The following is a 26,737-nucleotide window of genomic DNA, read 5'->3' as shown; positions in this document are numbered from 1 at the left end:
CGGTAATATTGCCGTTTTTATTTTTAATAATAAAATGACCACCACTGGATGGCATGTATTACAATTTGCTAAAATTTTTTAAACTTGAAATTATATTAATAAAAGAAATTAGTATCTTTAATTAAAACAGGGAACCCCTTTGATATAAATCTCAGGGGTTGTTGATATAGGAAATAGTTATTTTATGAAACTATGTTCAGTTAGCGGGTCAGTTTTCTTTTATTGTGAATGAGCCAGCGGGAAAGTCGTCGGTGGGGTTAATAACAGCCACTTCACAATAAATTCAGCTACCTGTTCCGGTCGGTTAATATCAAGCTGTGGTAGTGGCGTATCCAGCGGGATATCGCTGGCGACAGCGATGACATAGGGATCAATGAGTTCTTCGAAGGTGTGATTTAATCCATCCCGGTACAGGGCGATTTTCGCAATAGCTTCATTTTTGAACCCCTCAACCAGAATCAGATCCAGTGAAGCTGCATCAAATCGGCTGGCAAGATAATGCAAATCCAGTTCGGGGAGTTCCGGTGTTTCTGTCATTAAGGCCCAGCGTTGTTGGCTGGCAACCAGTGTTTGCGCCGCTCCCGATTTTCTCAGCTCATAGCTGTCTTTGCCCGGCTTATCGACATCCATATTATGGTGTGTATGTTTAATTAACCCCACCCGGATTTGTTGCAGGCGTAACAGGGGAATAACCTGTTTGAGCAAGGTGGTTTTACCGGTTCCACTGTAAGCGGTGATCCCCAGTAATGGCAAATTCATCGGGGAATTACTTTGATTCATGCTGACTCCCGAAGACATTCCCAGTGCTGGCATTGCCAGTTTTGGCACTCTTCTGGTGTATTCAGGTTGGTGAAGGATTCTGGATGTGGAATATAGACGGTTTTTGCTTTAATCATTTGCATAAAGAACATCAGCTTTCTGTCACCTAATGCAAGGTAGCTTTCCAGTCTGGGTATCAGGCTGCGGTGCATCAGGGCAAGTGTCGGATGGGCGCGTTCACAATCGTGTACATAAGCCGCCCACGCATGTTGTTTATAGCGCCAAAGCTTTTCCACCAGATCATCAGGGAAATCCGGGACATCGCAAGGCACGAATATCACCCACTCATGAATAGCCTTTTTCAGTACTGCCAGCATTCCGGCCAATGGCCCGGAAAAATCAGTGATGATGTCAGGAATAATGGGATAACCACTTTGTTGATACACTGCCTGATTGCGGTTGGCGTTAATCAGCAGTTCATGAACCTGTGGCTGCAATTTTGCAGCTATGTGTTGGTATAATGGTGCTCCACCGAATTGCAGTAATCCCTTATCATTTCCGCCCATGCGGGTGGATAGCCCTCCGGCCAGAATGGCCCCACTGATTTTTGGATACGTCATGTTAAATCACCTGATATTTTTAACTGATATATTTTATCTTTGGTTATGTAACCCTTGTGAATCAATATGTAACAGTGCTTATATGAACAAATGAGTATAACCTTTACGCGCGTTGACAGCCCAATTTTTTCTCCCAATCATGTCCCTTTGTTGTAAGACAGGTTATGGTGGCGGGCTGTTCACTGTACCTTCAGGGTATGATTAGCGACTGATTAAAGAGAACTTTGTTGTGGCAGAAACTATGGCTTTTAATTTTCAAAATATTACGCCGGATTTGATAATGGATGCGCTGGCGCAGTCTGGTCTGCGTGTTGATTCGGGTTTAACTGAGCTGAATAGCTATGAAAACCGGGTCTATCAGTTTATGGATGAAGACCGTAAACGTTATGTCGTGAAATTCTATCGTCCTCAGCGCTGGAACCGGCAGCAAATTCAGGAAGAGCATGAATTTACGCTGGCGTTACAGCAGGCAGATTTATCGGTTGCTGCGCCGCTGATTCTTGATGGGCAAACAGTACTGGAGCATGACGGGTTCTTCTTTGCCGTTTTCCCCAGTGTGGGTGGCCGTCAGTACGAGTCTGATAATTTTGATCAGTTGGAAGATGTCGGGCGGTTACTGGGGAAAGTTCATCAGATAGGCTACCAGAAAACATTTTCTGCCCGCCCGACTATCAGCCTCAATGAATATTTGTACCAACCCTATCAATATTTGACAGAATGCAACCTCATACCTGATGCGCATAAGGCTGCTTTCTTTGCTTCGCTGGATGAACTGAATAAAGTTGTTGAGTCACAATGGAATGTTGACTGGCAGGGATTACGGCTGCATGGTGACTGTCATGCTGGTAATATCTTGTGGCGCGATGAGGCATGGTTCGTTGATCTTGATGATGCCCGTAATGGGCCGGCGATTCAGGATTTATGGATGTTACTTAACGGCTCACGGCAAGAACAGTTGATTCAGCTGGATATTCTGCTTGAATCATATAACCAGTTTGCGGAGTTCGATCTGAAAACACTGGCTCTGATAGAACCTTTGCGCGCGATGCGGATGGTCTATTATCTGGCATGGGTTGCTCGTCGCTGGCAGGATCCTGCTTTTCCCAAAGCGTTTCCATGGATGGCTGACAGTGACTTTTGGCATAAGCAGATAAGTCTTTTTGCTGAACAAATCCGGCTGTTACAGGAACCCCCCTTACAGCTAACCCCGATGTATTAATTTTTCTGGAGATCACGATGAAAAAATTTTGGTTCGCATTGGTGGGAGTGTTTATGGCATTTAATGCCAGCGCTTCTGATTTTTCTGAAGGCAAGCAGTATGTTGAACTTAAAAAAGCAGTTGCTGATCAGCCTCAGGTTGTCGAGTTTTTCTCTTTTTATTGCCCGCACTGTTACCAGTTTGAGAATATCTTTCATGTTCCCGGCACGATAGCAAAAAACCTTCCGGAAGGCGTTACGCATGAACGTTATCACGTTGATTTTCTCGGGCCTTTAGGGAAAGACCTGACAGATGCCTGGGCTGTTGCTATTGTTTTGAAAGCACAGGATAAAGTGTTACCTGTATTATTTGATGGCATCCAGAAAACTCAGACTATCAATACTAAAGCTGATATCCGTAATGCATTTATTAAAGCCGGTATTTCTGGTGAAGATTATGACGCGGCACTGAATAGTTTCATTGTGAAATCGGTAGCATCTAAAGAACGTCAGGCGGCTCAGGATTTTCAGTTGCAGGGTGTTCCGGCCACGTTTGTTCTTGGTAAGTACATGATTAATAATGGAGGAATTGAGACTAAATCGGTTCAGGACTACGCTAAAAAATTCTCGGATGTTGTGAATTATCTGCTAACAAAGAAATAAGCAATAAAAAGCTTTATTTTTATATGTACTCAATGGATTTCAGGCCGTATCGCAGTGCAAGGGAATAACAAATTTGTCGTGAGCGAATTTTCCCGGCCAACCTGAAAGACAAAGAGTAAAAAATAATACAGGCATTGTGCCAGCTAATTACAGGGCTGGCACAATACTTGCTGAAATTACCCTTTCATAACATAAACTCCGGTTATATCCACAAGTCGGTGATTTGTAAGCAATTGCAATATTTTCGTAATATTTGACGTAATTCATTGATTTTTACCTCTAGTTATCCGTTTTTGATATGGATATACATAAATCTGTTTTATGTGCCAATTTTTTGTGCACAAAGTTATCCACAATTCATTTATCAGAAAACTTATTAAAGAGCGGATATCAGAACGAGAAAATGATCGCAACATTCGTCTATACATAATAGATTTCAAGGTGCATCGCGGCGGCAAGAGAGTGACAAATTCGTCGGGAACGAATTTGCCCAGCCAAAGGCTGGCCTCCGGTGAGAGGCAGGAGCCTCTCAGTAATCCCCGGGAGCATAGATAACCGTATGTTTATAAAAACGGTGACCGGGGTGAGCGAGCGCAACCAACAAAGAGGCAACCTGAAAGACGAAGTGTATATGACAGCACAGTGTGGCATCCTATTATTTATTCATACTCCAGAACGACGAAGACAATTTTATGGTACAGATAGCAGATAATCCCCTGATTTTGGTTGATGGTTCTTCATACCTTTATCGCGCATACCATGCTTTCCCTCCTCTGACAAACAGTGCGGGCGAACCGACAGGCGCCATGTATGGTGTACTGAATATGCTGCGCAGTTTGATCATGCAGTATCGGCCCAGCCATGTCGCAGTTGTGTTTGATGCCAAAGGCAAAACATTTCGTGATGAATTATTCGCTGAATATAAATCCCATCGCCCACCGATGCCGGATGATTTGCGTGATCAGATTGAGCCTTTGCATAACATGGTCAGGGCGATGGGCTTACCCGTTCTGGTAGTGCCGGGCGTTGAAGCGGATGATGTTATTGGCACACTGGCACTACAGGCAGAAAAAGAAGGCCGCTCTGTCCTGATCAGTACGGGTGATAAAGATATGGCTCAACTGGTTACGCCGAATATCACCCTGATAAACACCATGACCAATACGATTTTAGGGCCGGAAGAGGTCACTGAAAAGTATGGTATTCCTCCGGAACTTATCATCGATTTCCTCGCACTGATGGGAGACTCTTCCGATAATATTCCGGGTGTACCGGGTGTCGGCGAGAAAACGGCTCTAGGGTTATTACAGGGGCTTGGCGGGCTGAATGATATCTATGCCAGACTGGATGAAATTGCAACACTCAGCTTCCGTGGTGCAAAAACACTGGGCAGCAAAATGGAGCAGCATAAAGAGGTGGCTTATCTCTCTTACCTGCTGGCAACCATTAAAACTGATGTTGATCTGGATAAAAATTGCCTGGATTTGGCGGTCGCTGCCCCTGATAACGAGGAATTACTGGCACAATTCAGCCGCTACGAATTCAAACGCTGGCTGAAGGATGTACAAGACGGCGGTTGGCTGGAAGGTCGTTCAGCGGAAAAAGGCGGGCAAAAGTCAGCGACAGGCGCTGCATCAAAATCTTCAGCCCCTGAAAAACCCGCTGCTGTCAATATTTCTCCGGAAAGCTACCAGACTATCCTTGATCGGAAATCCCTTGATGAATGGATTGAAAAACTGAAACAGGCTCCGGCATTCTCTTTCGATACAGAAACCGACGGGCTGGATACGTTAACCGCTAATCTGGTGGGCATGTCTTTTGCCGTTGTAAGTCAGGTAGGTGATGTGGAAACACCGGAAGAAGGAGAACCGGATGTTGAGGCTGCATATCTGCCGCTGGGGCATGATTATCTGGATGCCCCACAACAACTGGATCGGAATGAGGTGCTTGAAGCACTGAAACCGCTGCTGGAAGATGCGAGCCTGCCTAAAATTGGTCAGAACCTGAAATTTGACCGAGGCGTGCTCGAACGTTATGGCGTGGCGCTGAATGGTATTGTTTTTGATACGATGCTGGAATCCTATGTGCTGAACAGTGTTGCAGGGCGGCATGATATGGATAGCCTTGCAGAGCGTCATTTAGGCTATAAAACCACTACTTTTGAAGAAATTGCCGGAAAGGGTAAAAAACAGCTTACTTTCAACCAGATCGCTCTGGAAGAGGCGGCTAAATATGCTGCGGAAGATGCCGATATTACCCTGCGTCTGCATCAGGCTATGTACCCACAGGTTGATTCTGTTCCGACACTGAAAAAAGTTTTCCAGAATATCGAAATGCCGCTGGTTCCGGTGCTTTCCCGCATGGAAAGAACGGGTGTTCTGATTGATGCCAACACGCTGGCAGAGCATTCAAAAGAAATTACGGCACGTTTACTCGAACTGGAAAAATCGGCTTATGAGCTGGCTGGAGAAGAATTTAATCTGGCTTCACCTAAGCAATTACAGGTTATTCTGTTTGAAAAAATGAACCTGCCTGTTGTGAAAAAAACACCGAACGGTGCGCCATCGACCAATGAAGAAGTGCTGGAAGAGCTGGCAGAACATCATGAGCTGCCGAGGGTTATTCTCGAACATCGCGGTCTGGCAAAACTGAAATCGACCTATACTGACAAGCTGCCACAGATGGTCAGTCCAGTGACACAGCGAGTTCATACCTCTTATCATCAGGCTGTAACCGCGACCGGGCGTCTCTCTTCCCGTGATCCTAACCTGCAAAATATTCCTGTCCGTAATGAAGAAGGGCGACGTATCCGTCAGGCATTTATTGCACCAGAAGGTTATCGCATTCTGGCAGCGGACTATTCGCAGATTGAGTTGCGGATTATGGCGCATTTATCGCAGGACAAAGGCTTGCTGGAGGCTTTTGCGCAGGGTAAAGACATTCACCGTGCAACTGCCGCAGAAGTTTTTGGACTCCCTCTGGAGCAGGTGACGAGTGAGCAACGCCGCAGTGCTAAAGCGATTAACTTTGGCTTGATCTATGGTATGAGTGCGTTTGGTTTGTCCCGTCAGTTGGGTATTCCGCGTGGAGAGGCCCAGCGTTATATGGATATTTATTTTGAGCGTTATCCGGGTGTTCTGGAATATATGGAACGTACCCGTCAGCAGGCTGCTGAGCATGGGTTTGTTGAAACGCTGGAAGGGCGTCGCCTGTACCTGCCGGATATCAAATCACGTAATGGCATGCGCCGTAAAGCCTCTGAACGCGAAGCTATCAATGCACCAATGCAGGGAACTGCGGCGGATATTATCAAACTGGCTATGATTGCAGTCGATGAATGGATCGTCCGTGAACAGCCAAAAGTGCGTATGATCATGCAGGTTCACGATGAATTGGTATTTGAAGTGCATGAGTCAGAGCTGGCTGCCGCAGAACAGAAAATCAGAGAGCTTATGGAGAAAAGCATGCAGCTCGATGTCCCTCTGAAAGTCGATGTAGGAACGGGGGATAACTGGGATCAGGCTCACTGATTTTTCTTGAATAATTTTTATATAAATGACGTCTATTTAATGAGCCAAAAATATCCCCGTTATGCCGTGAATAGGCATGATATAAGAATTTTGGTTCATTTTTAGATTAGATCTAGATCTCACAAATATGTAATTAAACTACAAAAAAAATGGTGTAATCTCGGTGTTTGATCACATAATTTGGGCTGAATCGAGGTATTTTATGAAAATTAATTACAAAAAAATCTTTTGCTGATAAAAAAAATAAGGTAAAGTTGTCGGCGTAGGGTACAGAGGTAAGATGTTCTATCTTTCAGACCTTTTACTTCACGTAATCGGATTTAGCTGAATATTAGCTGCCCCAGCCATCTCTTTTGGCTGGGGCGTTTTTTTATTTCCGTGGAGGGGGGCGTGATTTACGGTTCTTTCCGAGGAAGGGAGATAAAAAGGTGGAAATTACTCCACCTCAATAGCAGGCTGGCTGAACCAAGTATCAAGTTTTTGTTCAAGTTTATCGATACCGATTTTTTTCAGAGCAGAGAAATACTCAATCTGAATGTTACCTTCCAGAAATGCCAGCTCCTGACGTACCTTATTCAACTGACTTTTACGTGCGCCTGAAGCCAGTTTATCGGCTTTGGTCAGCAGAACCATGACAGGAACCTGCATCACAACGGCCCATTCGATCATCTGCATATCCAGATCTTTCAGCGGATGACGGATATCCATCAACACAACCAGCCCTTGCAGACACTCACGTTTCTGGAGATATTCACCCAGCGCTTTCTGCCATTTGAGTTTCATCTCCTCTGGCACCTGTGCATAACCATAACCCGGCAGGTCAACAAGGCGTACGCCTTCCTCTACCTGAAACAGGTTAATCAGCTGTGTACGTCCGGGTGTCTTACTGGTACGAGCAAGGCTCTTTTGCCGCGTCAGTGCATTCAGGGCACTGGATTTACCTGCATTTGACCGACCGGCAAACGCGACTTCAATGCCCGTCTCCGGAGGCAGGTGGCGGATATCTGGCGCACTCGTGACAAAGTGGGTCATGTGATAGTTATAGTTTTTGATGGTCAAAATGGTTATCTCCCTGCGGAATACACGAAAAACAGCGCGGTGATTATAGCGAGAGCAGCGGCTTGTGGACAGGTTAACTTTTTTACGGCTCTTGTTGCTGCTAAGCAGAGCTCAAGATTCTGCCAGTGAACGGCGCAGATATTCAGCAAAAAGTGTGTACAGTTCACCTTGAGTTACAATTTTAAGAGCGAGCTGAATTGCCGGAACGCCGGGGACAGCATGCTTAGAAGATAAAACACATAAATCATCAGTGATGGCACTGTCCGGTAATAACCCGATTCCCAAACCATGTTGTATTGCACTGCTGATATTACTAAATGAGGCACTGACATATGCCAAAAAATAGGGCTTATTCATATCTTCCAGTGCCTTAATAGCGCACGCTCTGATCACACACCCTTGAGAAAAAGTCACTAATGGTATTTCCTGTCGTTCATTGAAATATAAATCTTTTGAGGCAACCCAGTGTAATGGCTCAATTTGCAGAAGTGTTTCAGTCTCAGTATTGACTGATTTTCCTTCCACACTTTTAAGAATAACCACATCCAATTGTTGCTTTTCAGTCATAGCCGAGAGTATCGGAGAGGGCGCTGCCGTAATTTCTATCTTTAACCCCGGATTTTTTTCTAGACACCATGAGATAGCCTGGTGTAGGTTTTTTATGTTGAAATCATCCGGCACACCGAGAGCGATCCTGCCTCTTAGCTGAAATGACTTTACTGAGTGCAGGGCTTGTGTCATGCGAAATAAAATATCTTTTGCTACGGGTAAGAGTTGTTTTCCTTCATTGGTTAAACCAATAATCTGCCCTTGTCGTCGATTAATTAAACGGCAGCCAATATCTTCTTCAAGTCGTTTAATACTCAGGCTAAGTGTAGATTGAGTTCTTCCTAATTCTTCTCCTGCACGGGTAAATCCGCCGTGTTTGGCGACGAAGACGAATGCTCGTAATTGTTCAAATGTGACTTGTCGGCCATCCAGACGATCAGCACGCATATTTTGCTCCATAGGGCACCTCTGCATTGCCATCATTGATAAACTCAATGATAAGAAAGGAATTATTTATTTAACAAAATTAAATCGTTATCGCAATATTGGCAAAAAAGAACTTTGACCTGCATAGGAGTGATTCAATGTTTATGATCGTTATTCCTATATTTCTCATCATACTGATTGGGTACTGTTTTGGTCGTCTGCGCCCTGATAGCGGTAATTCCGATAAATTGATTAATGATTATGTTCTCTACATTGCGCTGCCAGCCTTATTATTTCTTTCTATTGCCCGTTCAGAGATCAATGAGTTAGAACAGTGGGGATTTATCGGAGCCAGTTTAGCCGGGATCTGTATTGTCTATGCTATGGGAACTGCCATCGCAAAGTTTATGGGGGTTGGTTTTCCTCAGTCTTCAATTTTAAGTATGGGAGCCTGTTATGGCACAACGGGATATATGGGTATCCCAATATTGCTCTCCATTTATGGGGAAGCCGCAGCGCTTCCGGCAGCAATCGCGACAATTTTACACAACATACCTGCCATCATAGCGGTTATCATTAGCTATGATATGACTACCACGCGGCACAGCGCTAATGGCAGAATTTCTTTTTTCTACAGTATAGCGAAAGCATTAAAAACAAGCTTTACCAACCCACTAACTGTTTCAGTTATTGCAGGATTAGTCTTTGTTGTGTTTAGGATCCCACTGCCGGAATTTCTACAGTCATTTACCCACTTTCTGGCAAATGCAGCAGGGCCAACGGCATTATTTGCATTAGGGTTAGGGTTGTCCCGCTTTAACTTAAAAGAGCACGTTAACAGAGATGCACTAAAATTGGTGGCCCCGATGTTATTACTGAAATTAGGCATACAACCGTGGGTGACTTTTATTTGTGCTTATTATTTATTTGGTATGCAGCAACTCAATAATATTTGGTTTATTGTTGCTGTTGCTATGGCTGCACAACCTATCGGTGCCAGTGTTTATATTTTCGCCAGAATATATAATTTCAGGCAGGAAGTCATTTCGCTCTCTATCATCATTTCACTTCTGGTCGCATTGATTACTATTCCGCTTATATTACAATTTCTTTCGGTCTAACAACGCTTTTCAGCCTAATTTGTATGAATACATATCAAGGTAGGTGTTATTCGGAAAATAAACACTATCCGAAATATGAGAAGATAATATTTATCTGGATGATATTATTCAGTAAAACGCATTATTGCTCGTAAAAATGAGTAAATCTTTGCCACTTTGCTTGGTGGGGAATTACACTTAATGCGTTTTACTGATTTTATGAGTTTTGTTATTGACCTCGAGAATAAAGGAACCATCAATGTTTAAACGTATTTTTGTGCCGCTTATCACGGCATGTGCTATTAGCGTGATGGCTGCCCCAGCACTGGCTGCCGAAACTTATGTAAAGCTGGTGACATCAGCGGGTGAAATAGAGCTTGAGCTGAATGGCGATAAAGCACCAATCACCACAAAGAACTTCATTGAGTATGTGGATGAGGGGTTTTATAACAACACTATTTTCCATCGTGTCATCCCCGGCTTTATGGTTCAGGGCGGCGGCTTTACAAAAGATATGAAGCAGAAAGCAACCAAAGCCCCTATCAAAAATGAAGCTGATAATGGGTTGCGTAACCTGCGTGGCACGATAGCAATGGCACGTACCGCAGATAAAGATAGTGCAACCAGCCAGTTTTTTATCAATGTGGCGGATAATGCCTTCCTTGACCATGGTCAGCGTGATTTTGGTTATGCTGTTTTTGGTAAAGTCGTAAAAGGGATGGATGTGGTTGACAAGATTTCTCAGGTCAAAACAGAAAATGTTGGTCCTTATCAGAATGTTCCGGTTAAACCAATAATGATCCTCTCTGCTAAGGTGGTTTCTCAGTAACCCTGATGGGAAAACCGCGTTTTTTATCTGTAAATTAGAACATCGGCGGTATTTGCCTGTTATTACACTTTTCCGAAGTGTCAGGCCTTTAAAAATACCGTCTCTCCCTCAATTCTTTTTCATCACTTCTACAATCATGGTTCACTCCGCTGGTTCCCGACCCTATTTTAAAGTAGCTTATGTGGTATGATGAGTGTCCTGCTATCGTTGACGTTGATTTACCTGATTTTACCGTAATACATAACGCACAGTGCCCAATAGGGCAAAGCAATATATAAAACTATAAAAATCAGTAGGATGTGATCCTATGCTATTAATAATAGATAACTACGACTCTTTTACATTCAATTTATATCAATACTTTTGTGAGTTAGGGGCACGTGTTTTAGTTAAACGTAATGATGAGCTACAGCTCGAAGATATCGAAGAGCTGGCACCGACCCATTTGGTGATCTCTCCGGGTCCCTGTGCGCCGGATGACGCCGGGATCTCACTGGAGGTTATCTCTCATTTTGCCGGGAAATTGCCGATTCTGGGCGTGTGTCTCGGGCATCAGGCGATTGGACAAGCCTTTGGTGCGAGTGTTGTTAAAGCTCGTGAAGTGATGCATGGTAAAACCAGCTTAATTCACCATAATCAGCAGGGTGTATTCAAAGGACTGAACCGGCCGCTGACAGTAACCCGCTATCACTCTTTAGTTGTTGCGGCAGAAACATTACCGGCTTCTTTTGAAGTCACCGCATGGAGCCAGCATGATGGTAATGTGGATGAAATAATGGGAATACGTCACCGTACTTTACCTCTAGAAGGCGTGCAGTTTCATCCGGAAAGCATTCTGAGTGAACAGGGGCATGACTTACTGAATAATTTTCTGAAATACTAACGAAAACTATTTATTTCCTCTTTCGGCTATTTTTCACATCAGCTTTTGTGTAATACCCATAATCAGGTTATGGCGTCTAATTTATTTATGCGTCTGCGGGTTTCATTTCTTAGCAGGGGAATGAAGGGATCTGAGTGATGAAAAACAAAAAGCCAGTGCGCGATGGGATGCACTGGCCTAATTCAGGCGCGATTTCAGGAACTAACGTGTTCCGTAAACGACAATAGTTTTGCCGTGCGCAGAGATCAGGTTTTGATCTTCCAGCATTTTCAGAATGCGACCGACTGTTTCACGGGAGCAACCGACAATCTGCCCGATTTCCTGACGTGTAATTTTAATTTGCATACCGTCAGGATGAGTCATTGCATCAGGCTGTTTAGCCAGATTCAGCAATGTTTGGGCAATACGGCCTGTAACATCCAAAAATGCAAGGTTTCCTACTTTTTCTGATGTTGTTTGTAAGCGGCTTGCCATTTGAGCAGATAAACGCATTAAAATATCAGGATTAACCTGAATTAACTGGCGAAATTTCTTATAGGAAATTTCAGCCACTTCGCAGGCGCTTTTAGCTCGCACCCATGCTGTACGCTCTTGCCCTTCTTCAAACAATCCAAGTTCACCAATAAAATCCCCCTGATTTAAATAAGAGAGGATCATTTCTTTACCTTCTTCATCTTTTATTAGAACAGCAACTGAACCTTTAACAATATAGTAAAGCGTTTCTGCCTTCTCACCTTGATGAATAAGCGTGCTCTTGGATGGATATTTGTGAATATGGCAGTGTGACAAAAACCATTCAAGAGTAGGGTCTGTTTGTGGCTTGCCGAGAACCATTCGCTTTATCCTCTGTTGTTATTTCCGCCTTTATAGTCAGAGAAACTGCTAGTTTCTCATCAGGCTGGCTTTATAAAGTCAATAGATTAACATATTAACTTGCTGAAAAACTGACAAGCAGGAATTTTATATGGAAATCTCAGGGTATCAGCATGTCGATGCATTGCTCCGAGCCCATAAAACTTGCCCGTTTCACGTGTAGCACTGTTTGTAACACAGGAAAAGGATTATGTCTCCTCCTGTATCGCTTCAGCATATAAAACCAGTTAACAAATTGCCAGAATTCTATTTGAAAAGCCTGATTTACTACATTTTCATTTATAAATGAGTGAATAATTGATGTTTTATCACAGGTAACATTATTTTTTGTTACCTGCATTATCAATAAATAAATAGCGGGCAATATTCAGGAGATTTTTTTGCCTTCAAGTAATTGCTGAACTAACGGCGCCATAATTAACTCCATTGCCAGCCCCATTTTACCACCCGGAACAACGATAGTATTTATACTGGAAATAAACGAACCCTGAAGCATTGCCAGTAAATAAGGAAAATCGATTTGGCTCAGACCGCGGAAACGAATAACGATAAAGCTTTCGTCTAAGGAGGGAATTGCTTTGGCAGAGAATGGGTTGGAGGTATCGACCGTAGGAACACGCTGGAAATTGATATGAGTGCGGGAAAACTGGGGCGTAATATAGCGGATATAATCGTCCATTGAACGTACCACAGAATCCATCACAGCTTCCCTTGAATGTCCGCGTTCGCTGGTATCACGAATGAGCTTCTGTATCCACTCAAGGTTAACGATGGGAACAACACCAATCAACAGATCCACACGGCTTGCGACATTATGCTGTGGAGTGACAACACCACCGTGTAAACCTTCATAAAATAGCATATCGGTGTTTGACGGTAGTGGCTCCCACGGGGTAAACGTGCCCGGTACCTGATTGTAGGGAACAGCTTCATCATACGTATGCAGGTACTTCCGCCAGCGGCCTGCGCCTGTTTCGCCATAATCAGAAAATGCTTTTTCCAGCATCTGGAAATCATTCGCTTCTGGGCCGAAATAGCTGATATGCCGCCCTTGTTCTTTTGCTTTACGTATTTCTGCGTCCATTTCGGGACGGGTGTAGCGGTGAAAGCTATCCCCTTCGATAAGAGCAGCGGTAATACCCAGTTGTTGGAAAATCTTGCGGAATGCCACACTGGTGGTTGTCGTTCCGGCTCCACTGGAACCGGTTATGGCAATGACAGGGTGTTTGGCAGACATAAGAACAGACTCCTTATCAGTAAAAAAACAGTTGGGATGATCTTTCTCGTAACCAGCAATTTTGAGCCAATAAAGCAATACCAATAAAGCAGTACCAATAAAACAATGCCAATAGAACATACAAAAATTGAATGAAATGCTATTGCGCCGAAAAGGGTATAAAAAGAATCAGCTTACGGACGAAACTGCTCCTTAGGCATGATATTGACAGTTTCGTGCAATTCAGACCAGACCAGAATGACTTCGTTCCGTTCAAGCTGGCGTTTTACATCCTGTACTTTTTGCTCCAGCGTTTTTTCCGATTCACCATAATCAGTGCCTTCCCGTAAGACAAAACTCTCGATTAAGTTACGTAAAGTATCAGGTTCTATTTGTTTCCACGGGATAATCATTTTGTTCTCCATATATACCCTGCCTCTTCCAAGTTGAATTACACACTTCGAAAACGGGTATAACTCATCTTGTGCGCTAAATAACATACTGCTATTTTCTTTGAAAGAAAATGACAATAATTAGGAGATATCACAACTCATGACCGCCAGCCTACTATTTTCACTCAGCACATTTATGTTTATTTCAGCGATTACACCCGGTCCGAATAATATGTTAATGACAACATCGGGTGCCAATTTTGGATTCCGCCGCTCGTTAATACTTTTTCTGGGAATGATAATTGGAATGCAGACCATCCTGCTATTATCTGCGTTTGGTGTTGCGGCGTTATTGCTGGTCTATCCGGCTGTACACACAGGTTTGAAAGTGCTCGGTAGTTTGTACTTACTCTGGCTGGCCTGGAAAACAGCGACAGCACAGTATAAGCAGTTGGATGCACAATCCCTCGGAACACCTCTTAAAGGCTATCAGGGCTGGTTATTACAGTTTCTGAACCCCAAAGCATGGATGATGGGATTAGGATCTGTCAGCAGTTACAGCTTAGCCGGAGATTTATATATCCACTCTATTTGGGTCATCAGCGTAGTGATGATACTCAGTAATATAGCCACAGGCTTGGTATGGCTGAATCTTGGCGTCATGATTGGTCGCCTGTTAAAAGGCCGTACAGCATGGTTTACTTTCAATATCGTGATGGGGCTTTTGACAGCAGCCTGTGTGCCATTGATCTGGATTAACTGAATCAGCTTAAATCAATATTTTTGCTGCCGAAGAAGAACGTCAGCACAAAGCCGCTGATATACGCAACAATCAGCCCCGCACCGTATACCGCCATGCCTGTGAATATTCCTGTCAGGGATGTCATCAAAGGCAAAGCGACTATACCGGAGGGGCCAAATACTGTATTCAGGCCAACAGGTACACCTAGCCAGGCAATCAGCCCGATAAAAAAGCCGCCGATTGCACCACCAAAACAGGCCGTTATAAAAGGCTTGATGCGGGGCAGAGTCACGCCGTAGATTAAAGGTTCACCAATTCCCAGAAAACCCGGAATAATGGCACCTTTGATTTGAATACGCAGCAATGAATCTTTTTTTGCTCTGGCATATAACGCGAGAGCAGAACCAACCTGCCCGGCTCCTGCCATCGCCAGAACCGGAAACAAGGAGTTAAAGCCCTGTGTCTCAACCAGAGCAAAATAAACCGGTATAAAGCCCTGATGTACACCAAACATCACCGCTATCAGGAACAATCCGGCCAAAACAGCCGTCCCGAACGGATTACCATTCAGATTGGTGAAAAGCCATGACATTGCCATAAACAGGTAACTTCCTATCGGCATAATCACGATAAAAGTCACTGCGCCCATAATCAGTAGTGTGATGGCGGAAGTCAGGATCATATCCAGATCAGATGGTATAATTTTGCGTATCTGCTTCTCAACCCAGGCTCCCAGAATACAGGCAATCAATACCCCGAAAATATTTCCCCGTGGGTCGATAGCGAAGCCAAAGAAATTGTTGATACCGGAATAAAAGCCACTGATGGCATCGGGGTTATAACCCAGAATAAACAGAGCAGCGATAATCGCACCATTAATACCTGAACCGCCGAATGCCTTCTGCGCATTATAACCAATCAAAATGCTGAAGAAAGTGAACATTCCTTTACTGAAAATCTTCATATAGCCGATCATTTCAACCAGCACCGCATTAGGTTGTGCAACACCCTGAATAAAAATTTGTTCCAGTAAAGTGGCGATCCCCAGTAACAGCCCGACAGCAATAAAACCGGGGATCAGTGGCGTAAAAATAGTGGCAAATTTAGCAAGGAAATTATGGATTGAACTGGTTTGCTTCTCTTTGAGGTGTTTTTTATTGGAAGAAGCAATATCTTTCAAATCTGCTGAATGGTGTTCCGGAGCCGGATGCTCGGCAGAACTTAATAACTCATTCATTATCTCTGCGGCTGTCTGGGCTTTGCCGGGGCCAAGAACAATCTGAAGCTGCTCATTACTTTCGACTACACCCAGAACGCCGGGGATCAGTTTTAGTTTTGCTTTATCGACGATTGAATCATCACGTAATGTTAACCTCAGGCGGGTCATGCAATTACCACACTGTATGACATTACTTGCCCCGCCAATGGCGCTGAGTATTTCAGGCAACATATTCGGATTAATTTTAGCCATTTAGCGCCCTTACCATCTATACCTATATAGGGAAAAGGTAATCACTACCGGACTGTTGAAATCGTAGGCCGGATGAACCCCTGATATTCTGTTAATAACATTCGGGCTTCTTCGGCACTGATCCCCGATAGAATCATCACAATTGCGGTTTTGCAGTGGCCGTTACAGGCAATCAGGGCTTGTTCTGCCACTTCTCTGTTACATTCGGTAGCTGCCATCACAATATTTTTTTGTCGTTCGATTAACTTAGCATTAGTGGCTTCAACATCCACCATCAAATTACTATATACCTTGCCGATGCGGATCATGGCACCAGTTGTAATCATATTCAGTACCAGCTTTTGCGCTGTACCTGCTTTCATACGGGAAGAACCGGTGACAACCTCCGGCCCGACAACCGGTGTAATTGCGATATCAGCCAGCTGGGTCATCGGGCTGTCAGGGTTGCAACTAATACAGGCAACAGTTGCTCCTATTGATACCGCATATTCCATCGCACTTAACACATAGGGAGTCCGGCCACTGGCGGCAATTCCGACCAGTACATCTTTTTTACTAAAGTGTAGTTCCTTAAGATCATCTATGCCCAGTTGCCGGTTATCTTCCGCATTTTCTACCGCTTTCAGAATAGCCTTATGCCCGCCAGCGATTAAACCGACAACCTGTTCTGGTCTGGTGCCATAGGTTGGCGGGCATTCACTGGCATCCAGAATTCCTAATCGCCCCGACGTACCTGCACCGCAGTAAATCAATCTCCCGCCACGACGGAAAGCCTCTGCCACTTTATCCACAACGAGAGCAATTTGAGGTAACGCCTGTTCAACAGCAAGAGCAACTTTTTTATCTTCATCGTTAATAACGCGCAGCATATCCAGTGTCGATAACTCATCAATATGAGTACTGGCAGGATTGCGGCTTTCCGTTACCAGATTATTGAGATTGATTTTCATGGTTTGTTCCAACTATCTACTATACGGTGTGAGAGCGATTATGGATTATTGCATTGATCCTACAATATAGCTCTCATAATCATAGCGCTCACTTCCCGGATTATTTCTTTTCTCGAATGACTCATCGTAATAGAGAACAATATTTTCAAATAAATAGAATTGATTACCTTTTGATAAATAAAAGTGATTACTTTTGTTTATCGCCTGATAAAAATCTTTCATTACTTAATAATAAAAAAGTTTCCTACTTTATGTTGATTGTGCAAAAAGCTTTTATTTCAACTGATAATTTAATGTGAATGTGCAGATGAAATTTTGCATTCTCTTGAGGAACGTACCTATGAAGTTTATTTTTGTTAATAAATCCTTGCGATTTTTAATATTAATTTTTTCTTTTTTATTACCGTTTGTCTCGATGAATACATTTTCAGTGAGTGAAGATCATCAAAACCTAACAGTAAAACCACTTTTTCCGAGTACGAGCGATGAAAATAATTTGGATGTAACAGAAAAAGATAAAGCTGGCGTAATTGCACAAAATATTCAGACGATAGGTGGTTTATTATCATCCTCGTCATCTCAACTTACAGAACAGGCGAAATCTTACGCTTTGGGAAGAGTAAACGGAGTAATAAATAGTGAGGTACAAGAATGGTTGTCACAATTTGGTACAGCCAGAGTTAATTTATCTCTCGACAGAAAAGGTAAACTGCATAACAGTTCATTAGATCTGTTATTTCCACTTTATGATAACAAAGTAGACTGGCTGGTTTTTTCTCAGTTGGGTTATCGCAATAAAGACAGCCGAAATACGGTTAACCTCGGTTTTGGCAGCCGTTATTTCACTTCGGGCTGGATGTATGGTTTTAATACTTTCTTTGATCAGGACATCACGGGAAAAAATAACCGGCTGGGATTAGGGGCAGAAGCATGGGCTGATTACCTTAAATTATCAGCTAATACCTATATTCGCCTGAGCAAATGGCATCAGTCACGGTATGATAAAGACTGGGAAGAGCGCCCTGCCAATGGTTTTGATATCAATGGCGAGTTTTTCCTGCCTGCTTATCCGCACATCGGCAGTAAACTGGGTTACGAAAAATACTTCGGTGATAACGTGACTCTGTTCAACCGTGATACCAAGCAGAAAAACCCCGGCTTTGCCAAAGTAGGCATAACTTACACGCCAATCCCGCTGATAACGATGGGTATAGATTACCGGCATGGCAGCAACAAGCACAGCGATGCCCGCTTTCAGGCCAATTTAAACTATAGATTTGGTGTCCCGCTGAGTGTTCAGTTATCACCGGATAGCGTTGCATCAATGCGCACACTGGCAGGTAGCCGCTATGATCTGGTGGAAAGAAATAACAACATTGTGCTGGATCACCGGGAAAAACCGAGGCTGGAAATTAGCGTACCGAATATCATTCAGGGACGCGGTGCTCAGGAGTTAAAAGTAGAAGCTAACGTGGAGTCAAATAGGCCGGCTAAACCGGTGAAATGGACTGCAGGAGAAGAGTTCTACAAAAATGGAGGAGTGCTTCCTAGTAGCGGTAATTCCATTAGAATTACGCTACCAAGATATCTTGATAAAGGTGTAAACAGTTACCCGATTCATGCAATGGTGGAATTAGAGAATGGCAAGCTCTCCAGAACAGCTGAAATGACTGTTAAGGTTACTGGAGGAGGCCCATTCGAAGGTAATATGAAAGTCTCTCCTGACGGAATTATTTCCGGAAATGGGAAGGATACGTATACCTATAAGGCTTTAATTCTTGATGAAAAAAGTGCTCAACCGTTGCGTAACCATAGTTTTGAGAATGTAACATGGAGTATTGTAAATAATAAATTACCAGATAATGTAAAATTTAAAGAATCTAAAACAACAACAGATGGTGATGGATATTTAACTGCTTCACTGGTGAGTAATGTAGGAGTGGATGGTGTCGAAGTTAAAATGGAGCTTACCACTGATGACAAAAAAGTATATGACATCCATGCCGAAAGACCGGTGAGTTTTAAAGCGGTGCCGCAAAGTGCAGGGTTGAGGTTAATTTCAGATCATCATCAATATTCTGATCTTAATGAACAAAATAAGCCCTACAATGTTTTTAATGAATTGAGAATTCAACTGAGAAAAACAACCTATATATCAGAAGGATTGCTTGCACCTATTTCTAGGCACAATGATTATGTTGAATATGAATCTACGTCTGATCTTGTGAAAGTAATTCTAACAATTGAAGGCCCAGAAATTACGTTCCCCGCTGAGAATTTTAGCTCATTTAAAAAAGCAATTGTCACCGCTACTGTTACTGAATTTGATACAGGAGCAAAATATTCTTATGAATATAAATTCAATCCTCAGAGATATGTTTTTAGTCCCAATGTCGGTAATGTAAGATTGGGCAATGATGAATATAATAAAGGGCAGAATCATACGTGTAAAACTCTTGAATCTGAATATAGATGGTCACGTGAATCAGAATCAGTAACTGAGGAAGAAGTTGGGATAACAATATCTAGCAATACTTCTTTGGAAGATGAATATAGTATGTTCGATGGTTTTGGGTTTTTACCTTTTGTTCGTTATGAAGGTAATGAAGATAATATGAAAATAAAAGTCAAAGACAATAATGAATCATCTGGATTTTATTTAATTGATTATGGTACAAGGAGTAAGATAGCGGACATTAACTCTATGGATGTTGGTAGGTTATTGTGTAAACTAAAAGGTTAAAATTTATTGATAGCAAAAACACAGGTTCTTTTTTGTGCCTGTGTTTTTTAATGAAGGATGAGTGTTAATCAATAATTAGATAAAAATAATCAGTGCAATAATTTTTCGTTATCAACCGATAACAAAAAGTTATTGGAGTAGTATAAAAACTTTTCTAATATATAAATAGGATAACTAACCTTACTCTAGTGGCGTTAGTATCAAAATAAGGTTACTAATAATAACATCTAATTGGGTACTTATATATGCCATCATATATTGGTAAAGTTATTGGTTTTTTCACGATTATTTATACGCTACTTATCCCTTCTACCATTATGAATGCGTTTGCTGAGGGATATGTAACTAATGAAAAAACAATCACACCCAAGATAGATAATGTAGACACCCAAGTAACCGAATCAAGTAAAAAATTTCTAACGCCAGAAGCCGATAAAAAAGGCGGAACAGGAAATACAAGTCATACATCAGAATATGAACATGCCGATGCTATAGGGCGAAATATTCAGATGGCAGGGAATATTCTGTCATCCTCTCCTTCTGAATTAGCAGAACAAGCCAAATCTTATGCTTTGGGTAAAGTTAATAGCACTATCTCTTCCGAAGCTCAAAAATGGTTATCCCAATCGAGTACAGCAAGAGTTAACTTTGGTTTTGACAGAAAAGGCAGGCTAGAAAATAACTCAATAGATCTGCTATTGCCTATTTATGATAATCAAGCTGCCTGGTTCTTTTTTTCTCAATTAGGTTACCGCAACAAAGATAGCCGGAACACAGTCAACCTCGGTTTGGGAGGGCGTTATTTTTCTCAGAACTGGATGTATGGCCTGAATACTTTTTATGACTATGACATTACGGGTAAAAACAGGCGGGTAGGGTTGGGAGGAGAACTTTGGGGAGATTATATTAAATTTTCTACCAACGGTTATTATCGCTTAAGTGACTGGCAAATCTCGCGGAATTTCGAGGAGCATCACGAACGACCCGCTAATGGCTACGATATTAACGGCGAATTCTTCCTATCTGCCTACCCTAATCTGGGAGGTAAATTTTCTTATGAGCAATACTTCGGCGATAACGTAACGTTATTTAATCGAAAGACCAAGCAAAAAAATCCAAGTCTGGCAAAAATGGGCGTGACGTATACACCAATTCCATTAATAACAATGGGCATGGATTATAAACAAGGAGAGAGGGGACAGAGTGAAACCCAATTTCTGACAAACTTTAATCTCAGATTTGGTGTGCCGCTGAGCGCACAGTTATCACCGGATAACGTTGCATCAATGCGAACACTGGCAGGCAGCCGTTATGATTTGGTGGAAAGGAATAATAATATAGTACTTGATCATCGGAAGGTACCGGTTGCTAAGTTTTCTATACCAAAGACAATTGTGGGTTATAGCGATGGCGTATTTGATATCCCAGTAAAATTTCTTACTGATGCACCAGTTAAAGATTTTTACTGGACTATTACTGGAAACAGAGAAGAAGCTTTTAAAAATGGAGGAGGTAAACTTTCGTATAAATCAGGAAATATTCAGCTTACTTTCCCTAACTATCTAACCGAGGGAAATCAAGATACAAACAATAGCTACACGGTTTTTGTTGCTTTTGAGTTAACTGATAAAGAGAAAACAAAGGCAGAACAAATACAAGTTATTGTCAAACCTTTTGAGATACAAAAAAAAGGTGATGGTTCTAATTTTACTCCACGTGGCCCACTGAATGCGACGGGGAAAATAAAAGACGGATATACTTTTGACCCTGTGATTACTTTCGATACGCAGAATAATTTGAAAACAGTCCAGAATGACACTATTCATAATGTTGAATGGGTTGCGGTACCAGAACAAGATCCTCTTGAAAATGGAAAGAAATTAAAATTTCATCCTCAAGATAAATTTGAAAAAATAACAATAGATGGAAATGGTCATTTTCCTAAAGAATCTCGTGTTATTTTAACCAGCGATGGATATGTCGGAAAAGTAGATGTTTATTTATCAATGGATGGGCAAGATAAACAACTTGTGGGAAAAGTAACCTTTAAATCTAATAACTTGAAGTATAAAATTAGTGATATCACTGTGTTCCCTAAACCTTCTAATAAAGTCTTTGCAGATGGTAAAAGTACATATACATATAGTGCAACTATTGAAAATGGCGATAATACTAAAATCAAAGAAGGAACAAAAATAGATAACGTAAAATGGATTGCAAAAGATGCTACTGATAAAGATATTACTGATAAACTTATAGTAGTTAAAAAAAGTGTTCTAGTAGATAAAAATAGTAATTTAGAATGGGAAATAGCTAGTGATCAACCTTTTAAAGATATAGCTGTTTCTTTATCGATTGAAAATCAGCCGCCAACTTTAGCTAAACAGAAAGCTACTTTTCTAAAACCTGAAATCAGACTAGAGATTCCTTCTGGTCCATTTATTGTAAATGAGTCTTACATAGTAAAAGCAATAATTGATGATGAAAATTTAAAAGGATCAATTAAATGGGATGTCAGTTCTGAAGCTATATCAAAAACTTCAGACATTAAAAATGAAATTATGTTATCCACTGATAAAAAAGAAGAAATCAGAGTTGTAGCTTCTATTAATAATAATGGTGAAATTATTTCCAGTCCTCCTGTAACACTAAATTTTGAATGGCCAGTTATAAATAAAATAACAACTGTTAATGTAGATCATTATCCCGGAGATAAATATACTTTTAAGACTGCTGTTACAGATAGTACCGGTAAAGTTAGTTATACTGGACATGGAAACACATTTAATTGGTATATTAAAACGCCAACTAGTTGGGAAGAACAAGGTTTAACATTATCACCTTTAGAATCAAAAGATGTGTTAGTTGATAACGAAGGGAATTTAAAGGCAGTTCTAAGTAGTTCACCAAATAAATCAGCAGTAATTGGAATTATTGTGTGTGCTAGAATAAAAAATAAAAATGTTATTATATCTGAAACTGAAGTGTGTAGTAATTCAGTGGGTTTTATCGAAGATAAATCAAAATATAATGTTGATCACATTGAGATTACTCCTGATCCTAAAAAATCTTTAATTGCTGATGGCGAACAAGCTTATACATATGAGGCGCTTATTCTTAATCATGAAAAAAATCCTGTAAAAAATGCAATTGTAGGGGCGAATTGGAGTGTGGATAATTCTAGTAAGGAAGTAAAATTACATATATCAAAAGATGGATTACAAACAGATAATGAAGGAAAGTTAAAAGTAACATTAACCAGTACTAAAAAAGTAGAAAATATAATTGTTTCTTTATCTATTGAAAATCAACCCCCTAAAAAAGCTCAAGGAGTATCTTTTACGTGGCCATTTATTAGTAAACCGACAGCTACACCAAAAAGTGGAGATGTAGTTAATAATGGAAAAGATTCTTATAAATATACAGCACAAGTATATGAATCTGACCATAGCACTCCTTATACTGGAGATAAAATAAAATTTCAATGGACTCTTCAGAAACCAAAAAATGACGATACAACTTATTTAAAAGATAAGGAAGAAATGATAGTTTCTTCTGAAGGAAAACTGGAAAATCATTTAGTTAGTTCTCATACTCCACCAGTAGAAGATGCTATAGTTTGTGTTTCTATTGCTAATAATCCTACTCCTGAAAATGGGCAACAATGTGCAAATCAAGTTTCTTTTAGTAATGAATATACTTTAAATCTTACAGTTAATAATCCTTCACCAATGCTTGAAGGTGAAAATAATAAATATATTTTTACTGCAGAAATTAAAAGTAAAAGTAAAAAAGATAATATATCTAATATACCTATAACTTGGAGTACTTCTTTACCAGTTCCTCTAGAACAAGAACCTAAGCTTGTTATTGAAAAAGAAAACATGACAGATTCTAAAGGGTTGGCAACTTTCACAATGTATAGTACAGATGGTGGATTTAAAAATATTACGATAACTGCTTCAGCTGATACTATTAATCTAAATTCAAAACCCATAACAGTTGAAATAATTGCAAAACCTAAAGAATCTAGAAATATAATTCTATTAACTTATCCAGTTACTGATACTTCTGGAATAGCTACAACTATTAATGGAATAACAGCTACTGATTTAAATTTTGGTTGGAAAGAACTTAGATTTTTCCCACGAGAACCTTCTAATTCAGAAATTAATGGATCAACTGGCCACTATTATAGTTCGAATAATATGAATATAATTGAAGCTAATGAACAGTATTTTCAAGTGAAAAAGGCAGGAAGTACAAAAGTAAAAAGTTATTATACGTTTCCTTCAGGTAGATATATTGTATATGAAACAAAAATGAATATTAATATGATGGTATTTTCAGATGCTAATCCTAGGTGGTTTCAAGATAATACTCAAATAAATCCAGCTCTACAATGTGAAACCGGAACACCCGTAGAAGTTTCGGATATAGGTGTTAATATTACAAATCTTGTAAAACAAGGAGCAGATTTTAAAAAAGCAGGGTTAATTGCTCCTCTTGTATTTAATATCGGATATAGTGGGTTAAATATTTCAGATTATACTCAGTTATATCCTATAGCACCTGGAGATCAAAGTTCAACAATGTATAGTTTACTTTGTCATAATTAACTATTAAAAATTAAATAAATGTGTAACTGTTTATTAATAATCAACTTGGATTCGCCTAATAAGTGCAATTTCTAAGAAAGGCGGTCAGTTGCTATAGTAGGCATCTTTCTCGCCAAAGGAAAATGCACTATGGCCTATACACAACTGACCGAAATAGAAAGATACCAGATTTTTAGTTTAAAAGAAGCCGGTTTTACACAACGCTTTATCGCAACGTCTCTTAATCGAAATCCATCAACAATTAGCTGGGAATTGAGACGAAACCAGGAAGACGAGAAATACTGCCCTAAACAGGCTCAACTTAAAGCCTCAGAGCGCCGTCATGCCGCGATAAAAGCCGTAAAAGTGACACCTGAGATCGTCAAATTGATTAATCAGTTAACTTGGCAAGATTTGAGTCCTGAACAAACCGTTGGTTATCTCAAAAGGGAAAATATCATCTCTTTGCATCATGAAACAGTTTATAGATTGATTTATAAAGATAAAGTGAATGGTGGTGACTTATGCCAGCATCTCAGGATAGCTAAAAAACCATATCGTAAACGCTACGGAAGTGATGAACACCGAGGAAAAATCAAAAAACGAGTCAGTATTGAAAAACGCCCAAAATGTGTTGATAAAAAGCAGCGTCTTGGTGATTGGGAAGGCGATACTATCGTTGGCAAAGATCATAAAAGTGCATTATTGACCTTAGTTGAACGAAAATCACTATTTACTCTCATCATTAAACTTGAAGATAAAACAGCAAAAGGCGTTGCAAAAGCGGCAACAAGACACTTGTCTGGGATAAAAAACAAAGTTAAAACAATTAGCTTTGATAACGGACTAGAGTTTGCTGAGCATACTCTTATCAGTAAAAATTTAGAGGCAAAAATTTATTTTGCTCACCCGTATTCCCTTGGGAAAGAGGAATAAATGAGAACATAAATGGATTAATCAGAGATTACTTCCCAAAGGGAACTGATTTTAATCAGGTCTCAGAGCGAGAGGTGAATCTTGTGGCAAACCGATTAAATAATCGTCCTCGTAAAACGAGGAATTACAAAACACCGAATGAACTATTTAAAGGAATATCAACTCATTTATTTCGTTTATTATGGTGTTGCACTTATTATGTGAATGCAAGTAGGGAAAATAACTCTTATCTATAAAAAAATAAGATAAGAGTTATTAAAAATATAAATTAAGATTTAATTATAATCTAATGGAGCTGTATCGAGAAATCCTTGCCAAGATTGTGAATAATTTTCTTTATTGACAGTGTAATAAATATAGAAAGGTGTTGGATTACCATCTTCATCTACACCAAAATCAGTCAAATAACTAGATTGAATAGAAATTTTAAGGGGATTACTTACATCAGTTACAGTTGTTGAATGTACTACTGTAGACTTAGGTTTTAGATTTCCTGTGTCTGGATCATAAGTAATTATATCTACAAAGCAGTCAATCTTATCTTGAAGTTGTACTTCTTTATTACCGCCAGTAGGGATAACACAAGTTATTCCATTTCCAAGAGAAGTTATACCAAAAACAAAAAATTCATCAACTTCAGTTCCGGAATGATCTAAAATTGAAGGTAATTTAAAATTTCCTTTTGGTGGTAAATAACTATTAGGACCTGCACTTACCGTAAAAGCTAAATTTTTTGATCTAAAAACATCTCCACCGATTGTAAAGAGGTAATAATATAAAGTATTATACTGAAAAGGAGTAAAAAGTTTATAAGGGATCTTAAAGGGTTTATCTTGAAAATTTCTATTACCATACCTATCTGAGGTACATAACATAGGCGTTGCATCATTTACATCGCTCATCATATATATATAATCAGTTGGAGTAAATGTTGCAGATCTAGGTATCCTAGCATCAAAAGTAGGATTTTTATCAGATCCTGCGGGAGGTACTTCATCTCCATTCATATTTATAATTATAGGATTTGCCAAATTATCAGATGGAGTAACATTTTTTGTAATGAATAAGACATTTTTTTGTAATGAATGTGTAATATCATCCATAATATTAGAGATGCTTATTTTTTCTACATAAGTGTCTTCTAGTTTATTTGCAAAGAATTTAAGATTAATATCTCCATTACTATCAGTGTTAACATAAT

Annotated in this window: 20 protein-coding genes and 1 pseudogene; 11 read left to right on the top strand and 10 right to left on the bottom strand. The window is 40.5% G+C overall.

What is annotated here, in order from left to right:
* Positions 1 to 219 precede the first annotated feature (219 nt).
* Positions 220 to 780, bottom strand: a complete 561-nt coding sequence (gene mobB, locus AACX68_RS16255; protein WP_228859815.1) for a molybdopterin-guanine dinucleotide biosynthesis protein MobB — start codon at positions 778 to 780, stop codon at positions 220 to 222.
* Positions 777 to 1,379, bottom strand: a complete 603-nt coding sequence (gene mobA, locus AACX68_RS16250; protein ID WP_228859814.1) for a molybdenum cofactor guanylyltransferase MobA — start codon at positions 1,377 to 1,379, stop codon at positions 777 to 779. Before mobA ends, mobB begins: the two co-directional genes overlap by 4 nt.
* A 241-nt stretch (positions 1,380 to 1,620) precedes the next feature.
* Between mobA and AACX68_RS16245 the strand changes: the two genes are divergently transcribed.
* The 4 genes from AACX68_RS16245 to AACX68_RS20205 all read left to right on the top strand — a co-directional run bounded on the left by AACX68_RS16245 (position 1,621) and on the right by AACX68_RS20205 (position 7,097).
* On the top strand, positions 1,621 to 2,598 hold the full coding sequence (locus AACX68_RS16245; RefSeq protein WP_228859813.1) for a serine/threonine protein kinase: 978 nt from the start codon (positions 1,621 to 1,623) through the stop codon (positions 2,596 to 2,598).
* A 17-nt stretch (positions 2,599 to 2,615) separates the two neighbouring features.
* The gene (gene dsbA, locus AACX68_RS16240) at positions 2,616 to 3,239 is read left to right on the top strand and encodes a thiol:disulfide interchange protein DsbA (protein WP_228859812.1); all 624 of its coding nucleotides are present in this window, start codon (positions 2,616 to 2,618) and stop codon (positions 3,237 to 3,239) included.
* 692 nt (positions 3,240 to 3,931) lie between these two features.
* The gene (gene polA / locus AACX68_RS16235) at positions 3,932 to 6,769 is read left to right on the top strand and encodes a DNA polymerase I (RefSeq protein WP_228859811.1); all 2,838 of its coding nucleotides are present in this window, start codon (positions 3,932 to 3,934) and stop codon (positions 6,767 to 6,769) included.
* Positions 6,770 to 7,049: 280 nt separating this feature from the next.
* Positions 7,050 to 7,097, top strand: coding sequence for a hypothetical protein (locus AACX68_RS20205; protein ID WP_438361642.1), 48 nt, complete (start codon positions 7,050 to 7,052; stop codon positions 7,095 to 7,097).
* Between the two features lie 107 nt (positions 7,098 to 7,204).
* Here the strand turns inward: AACX68_RS20205 and yihA are convergent, their stop codons facing one another.
* Complete coding sequence (gene yihA, locus AACX68_RS16230; protein ID WP_099109232.1) at positions 7,205 to 7,828, bottom strand: ribosome biogenesis GTP-binding protein YihA/YsxC; 624 nt, start codon at positions 7,826 to 7,828, stop codon at positions 7,205 to 7,207.
* Positions 7,829 to 7,939: 111 nt separating this feature from the next.
* Positions 7,940 to 8,836 carry a LysR family transcriptional regulator gene (locus AACX68_RS16225; protein ID WP_228859810.1) on the bottom strand — a complete coding sequence of 299 codons (897 nt, stop codon included), beginning with the start codon at positions 8,834 to 8,836 and terminating at the stop codon, positions 7,940 to 7,942.
* A gap of 125 nt (positions 8,837 to 8,961) precedes the next feature.
* Here AACX68_RS16225 and AACX68_RS16220 point away from each other — a divergent pair, with 125 nt between their 5' ends.
* The 3 genes from AACX68_RS16220 to AACX68_RS16210 all read left to right on the top strand — a co-directional run bounded on the left by AACX68_RS16220 (position 8,962) and on the right by AACX68_RS16210 (position 11,615).
* Positions 8,962 to 9,924, top strand: coding sequence for an AEC family transporter (locus tag AACX68_RS16220; RefSeq protein WP_228859809.1), 963 nt, complete (start codon positions 8,962 to 8,964; stop codon positions 9,922 to 9,924).
* Positions 9,925 to 10,162: 238 nt separating this feature from the next.
* Entirely contained in the window at positions 10,163 to 10,732 is a 570-nt protein-coding gene (gene ppiA, locus AACX68_RS16215; protein ID WP_099109229.1) for a peptidylprolyl isomerase A, read from the top strand.
* 307 nt (positions 10,733 to 11,039) lie between these two features.
* Positions 11,040 to 11,615: an aminodeoxychorismate synthase component II gene (locus AACX68_RS16210; protein ID WP_228859808.1), complete on the top strand. Its 576-nt coding sequence runs from the start codon at positions 11,040 to 11,042 to the stop codon at positions 11,613 to 11,615.
* 201 nt (positions 11,616 to 11,816) lie between these two features.
* Here the strand turns inward: AACX68_RS16210 and crp are convergent, their stop codons facing one another.
* From crp to AACX68_RS16195, 3 genes are all read right to left on the bottom strand, one after another.
* The gene (gene crp, locus AACX68_RS16205) at positions 11,817 to 12,449 is read right to left on the bottom strand and encodes a cAMP-activated global transcriptional regulator CRP (protein WP_004240730.1); all 633 of its coding nucleotides are present in this window, start codon (positions 12,447 to 12,449) and stop codon (positions 11,817 to 11,819) included.
* Positions 12,450 to 12,855: 406 nt separating this feature from the next.
* On the bottom strand, positions 12,856 to 13,725 hold the full coding sequence (locus AACX68_RS16200) for a phosphoribulokinase (RefSeq protein WP_228859807.1): 870 nt from the start codon (positions 13,723 to 13,725) through the stop codon (positions 12,856 to 12,858).
* A 173-nt stretch (positions 13,726 to 13,898) separates the two neighbouring features.
* Positions 13,899 to 14,117, bottom strand: a complete 219-nt coding sequence (locus AACX68_RS16195) for a YheU family protein (RefSeq protein ID WP_099120262.1) — start codon at positions 14,115 to 14,117, stop codon at positions 13,899 to 13,901.
* Between the two features lie 139 nt (positions 14,118 to 14,256).
* On the opposite strand from AACX68_RS16195, the gene AACX68_RS16190 reads away from it, so the two are divergent.
* Positions 14,257 to 14,859: a LysE family translocator gene (locus tag AACX68_RS16190; protein ID WP_228859806.1), complete on the top strand. Its 603-nt coding sequence runs from the start codon at positions 14,257 to 14,259 to the stop codon at positions 14,857 to 14,859.
* Position 14,860: 1 nt separating this feature from the next.
* Here the strand turns inward: AACX68_RS16190 and murP are convergent, their stop codons facing one another.
* Both murP and murQ read right to left on the bottom strand, forming a co-directional pair.
* Complete coding sequence (gene murP / locus AACX68_RS16185; protein WP_228859805.1) at positions 14,861 to 16,309, bottom strand: PTS N-acetylmuramic acid transporter subunit IIBC; 1,449 nt, start codon at positions 16,307 to 16,309, stop codon at positions 14,861 to 14,863.
* A 44-nt stretch (positions 16,310 to 16,353) separates the two neighbouring features.
* Positions 16,354 to 17,259, bottom strand: coding sequence for an N-acetylmuramic acid 6-phosphate etherase (gene murQ, locus AACX68_RS16180; protein ID WP_228859804.1), 906 nt, complete (start codon positions 17,257 to 17,259; stop codon positions 16,354 to 16,356).
* 340 nt (positions 17,260 to 17,599) lie between these two features.
* Between murQ and AACX68_RS16175 the strand changes: the two genes are divergently transcribed.
* The 3 genes and pseudogenes from AACX68_RS16175 (at position 17,600) to AACX68_RS16165 (ending at position 25,772) form a co-directional block, all read left to right on the top strand.
* The gene (locus AACX68_RS16175; protein ID WP_228859803.1) at positions 17,600 to 20,002 is read left to right on the top strand and encodes an inverse autotransporter beta domain-containing protein; all 2,403 of its coding nucleotides are present in this window, start codon (positions 17,600 to 17,602) and stop codon (positions 20,000 to 20,002) included.
* 245 nt (positions 20,003 to 20,247) lie between these two features.
* The gene (locus AACX68_RS16170) at positions 20,248 to 24,621 is read left to right on the top strand and encodes an inverse autotransporter beta domain-containing protein (RefSeq protein WP_228859802.1); all 4,374 of its coding nucleotides are present in this window, start codon (positions 20,248 to 20,250) and stop codon (positions 24,619 to 24,621) included.
* A gap of 129 nt (positions 24,622 to 24,750) precedes the next feature.
* Positions 24,751 to 25,772: pseudogene (locus AACX68_RS16165) on the top strand (IS30 family transposase).
* Positions 25,773 to 25,811: 39 nt separating this feature from the next.
* On the opposite strand, the gene AACX68_RS16160 reads toward AACX68_RS16165, so the two are convergent.
* Positions 25,812 to 26,737 (bottom strand): hypothetical protein (locus AACX68_RS16160; RefSeq protein WP_228859801.1); only part of this gene is annotated, 926 nt, incomplete at its 5' end.

The organism is Xenorhabdus sp. PB61.4 (assembly GCF_963894935.1).
Lineage (GTDB): Bacteria > Pseudomonadota > Gammaproteobacteria > Enterobacterales > Enterobacteriaceae > Xenorhabdus > Xenorhabdus stockiae.
This window is presented reverse-complemented; position numbering and strand designations above follow the sequence as displayed.

Coding starts and splice junctions, on each gene's coding strand:
- mobB (WP_228859815.1), bottom strand. CDS start 780: ATGAATCAAAGTAATTCCCCGATGAATTTGCCATTACTGGGGATCACC.
- mobA (WP_228859814.1), bottom strand. CDS start 1,379: ATGACGTATCCAAAAATCAGTGGGGCCATTCTGGCCGGAGGGCTATCC.
- AACX68_RS16245 (WP_228859813.1), top strand. CDS start 1,621: ATGGCTTTTAATTTTCAAAATATTACGCCGGATTTGATAATGGATGCG.
- dsbA (WP_228859812.1), top strand. CDS start 2,616: ATGAAAAAATTTTGGTTCGCATTGGTGGGAGTGTTTATGGCATTTAAT.
- polA (WP_228859811.1), top strand. CDS start 3,932: ATGGTACAGATAGCAGATAATCCCCTGATTTTGGTTGATGGTTCTTCA.
- AACX68_RS16225 (WP_228859810.1), bottom strand. CDS start 8,836: ATGGAGCAAAATATGCGTGCTGATCGTCTGGATGGCCGACAAGTCACA.
- AACX68_RS16220 (WP_228859809.1), top strand. CDS start 8,962: ATGTTTATGATCGTTATTCCTATATTTCTCATCATACTGATTGGGTAC.
- ppiA (WP_099109229.1), top strand. CDS start 10,163: ATGTTTAAACGTATTTTTGTGCCGCTTATCACGGCATGTGCTATTAGC.
- AACX68_RS16210 (WP_228859808.1), top strand. CDS start 11,040: ATGCTATTAATAATAGATAACTACGACTCTTTTACATTCAATTTATAT.
- crp (WP_004240730.1), bottom strand. CDS start 12,449: ATGGTTCTCGGCAAGCCACAAACAGACCCTACTCTTGAATGGTTTTTG.
- AACX68_RS16200 (WP_228859807.1), bottom strand. CDS start 13,725: ATGTCTGCCAAACACCCTGTCATTGCCATAACCGGTTCCAGTGGAGCC.
- AACX68_RS16195 (WP_099120262.1), bottom strand. CDS start 14,117: ATGATTATCCCGTGGAAACAAATAGAACCTGATACTTTACGTAACTTA.
- AACX68_RS16190 (WP_228859806.1), top strand. CDS start 14,257: ATGACCGCCAGCCTACTATTTTCACTCAGCACATTTATGTTTATTTCA.
- murP (WP_228859805.1), bottom strand. CDS start 16,309: ATGGCTAAAATTAATCCGAATATGTTGCCTGAAATACTCAGCGCCATT.
- murQ (WP_228859804.1), bottom strand. CDS start 17,259: ATGAAAATCAATCTCAATAATCTGGTAACGGAAAGCCGCAATCCTGCC.
- AACX68_RS16175 (WP_228859803.1), top strand. CDS start 17,600: ATGAAGTTTATTTTTGTTAATAAATCCTTGCGATTTTTAATATTAATT.
- AACX68_RS16170 (WP_228859802.1), top strand. CDS start 20,248: ATGCCATCATATATTGGTAAAGTTATTGGTTTTTTCACGATTATTTAT.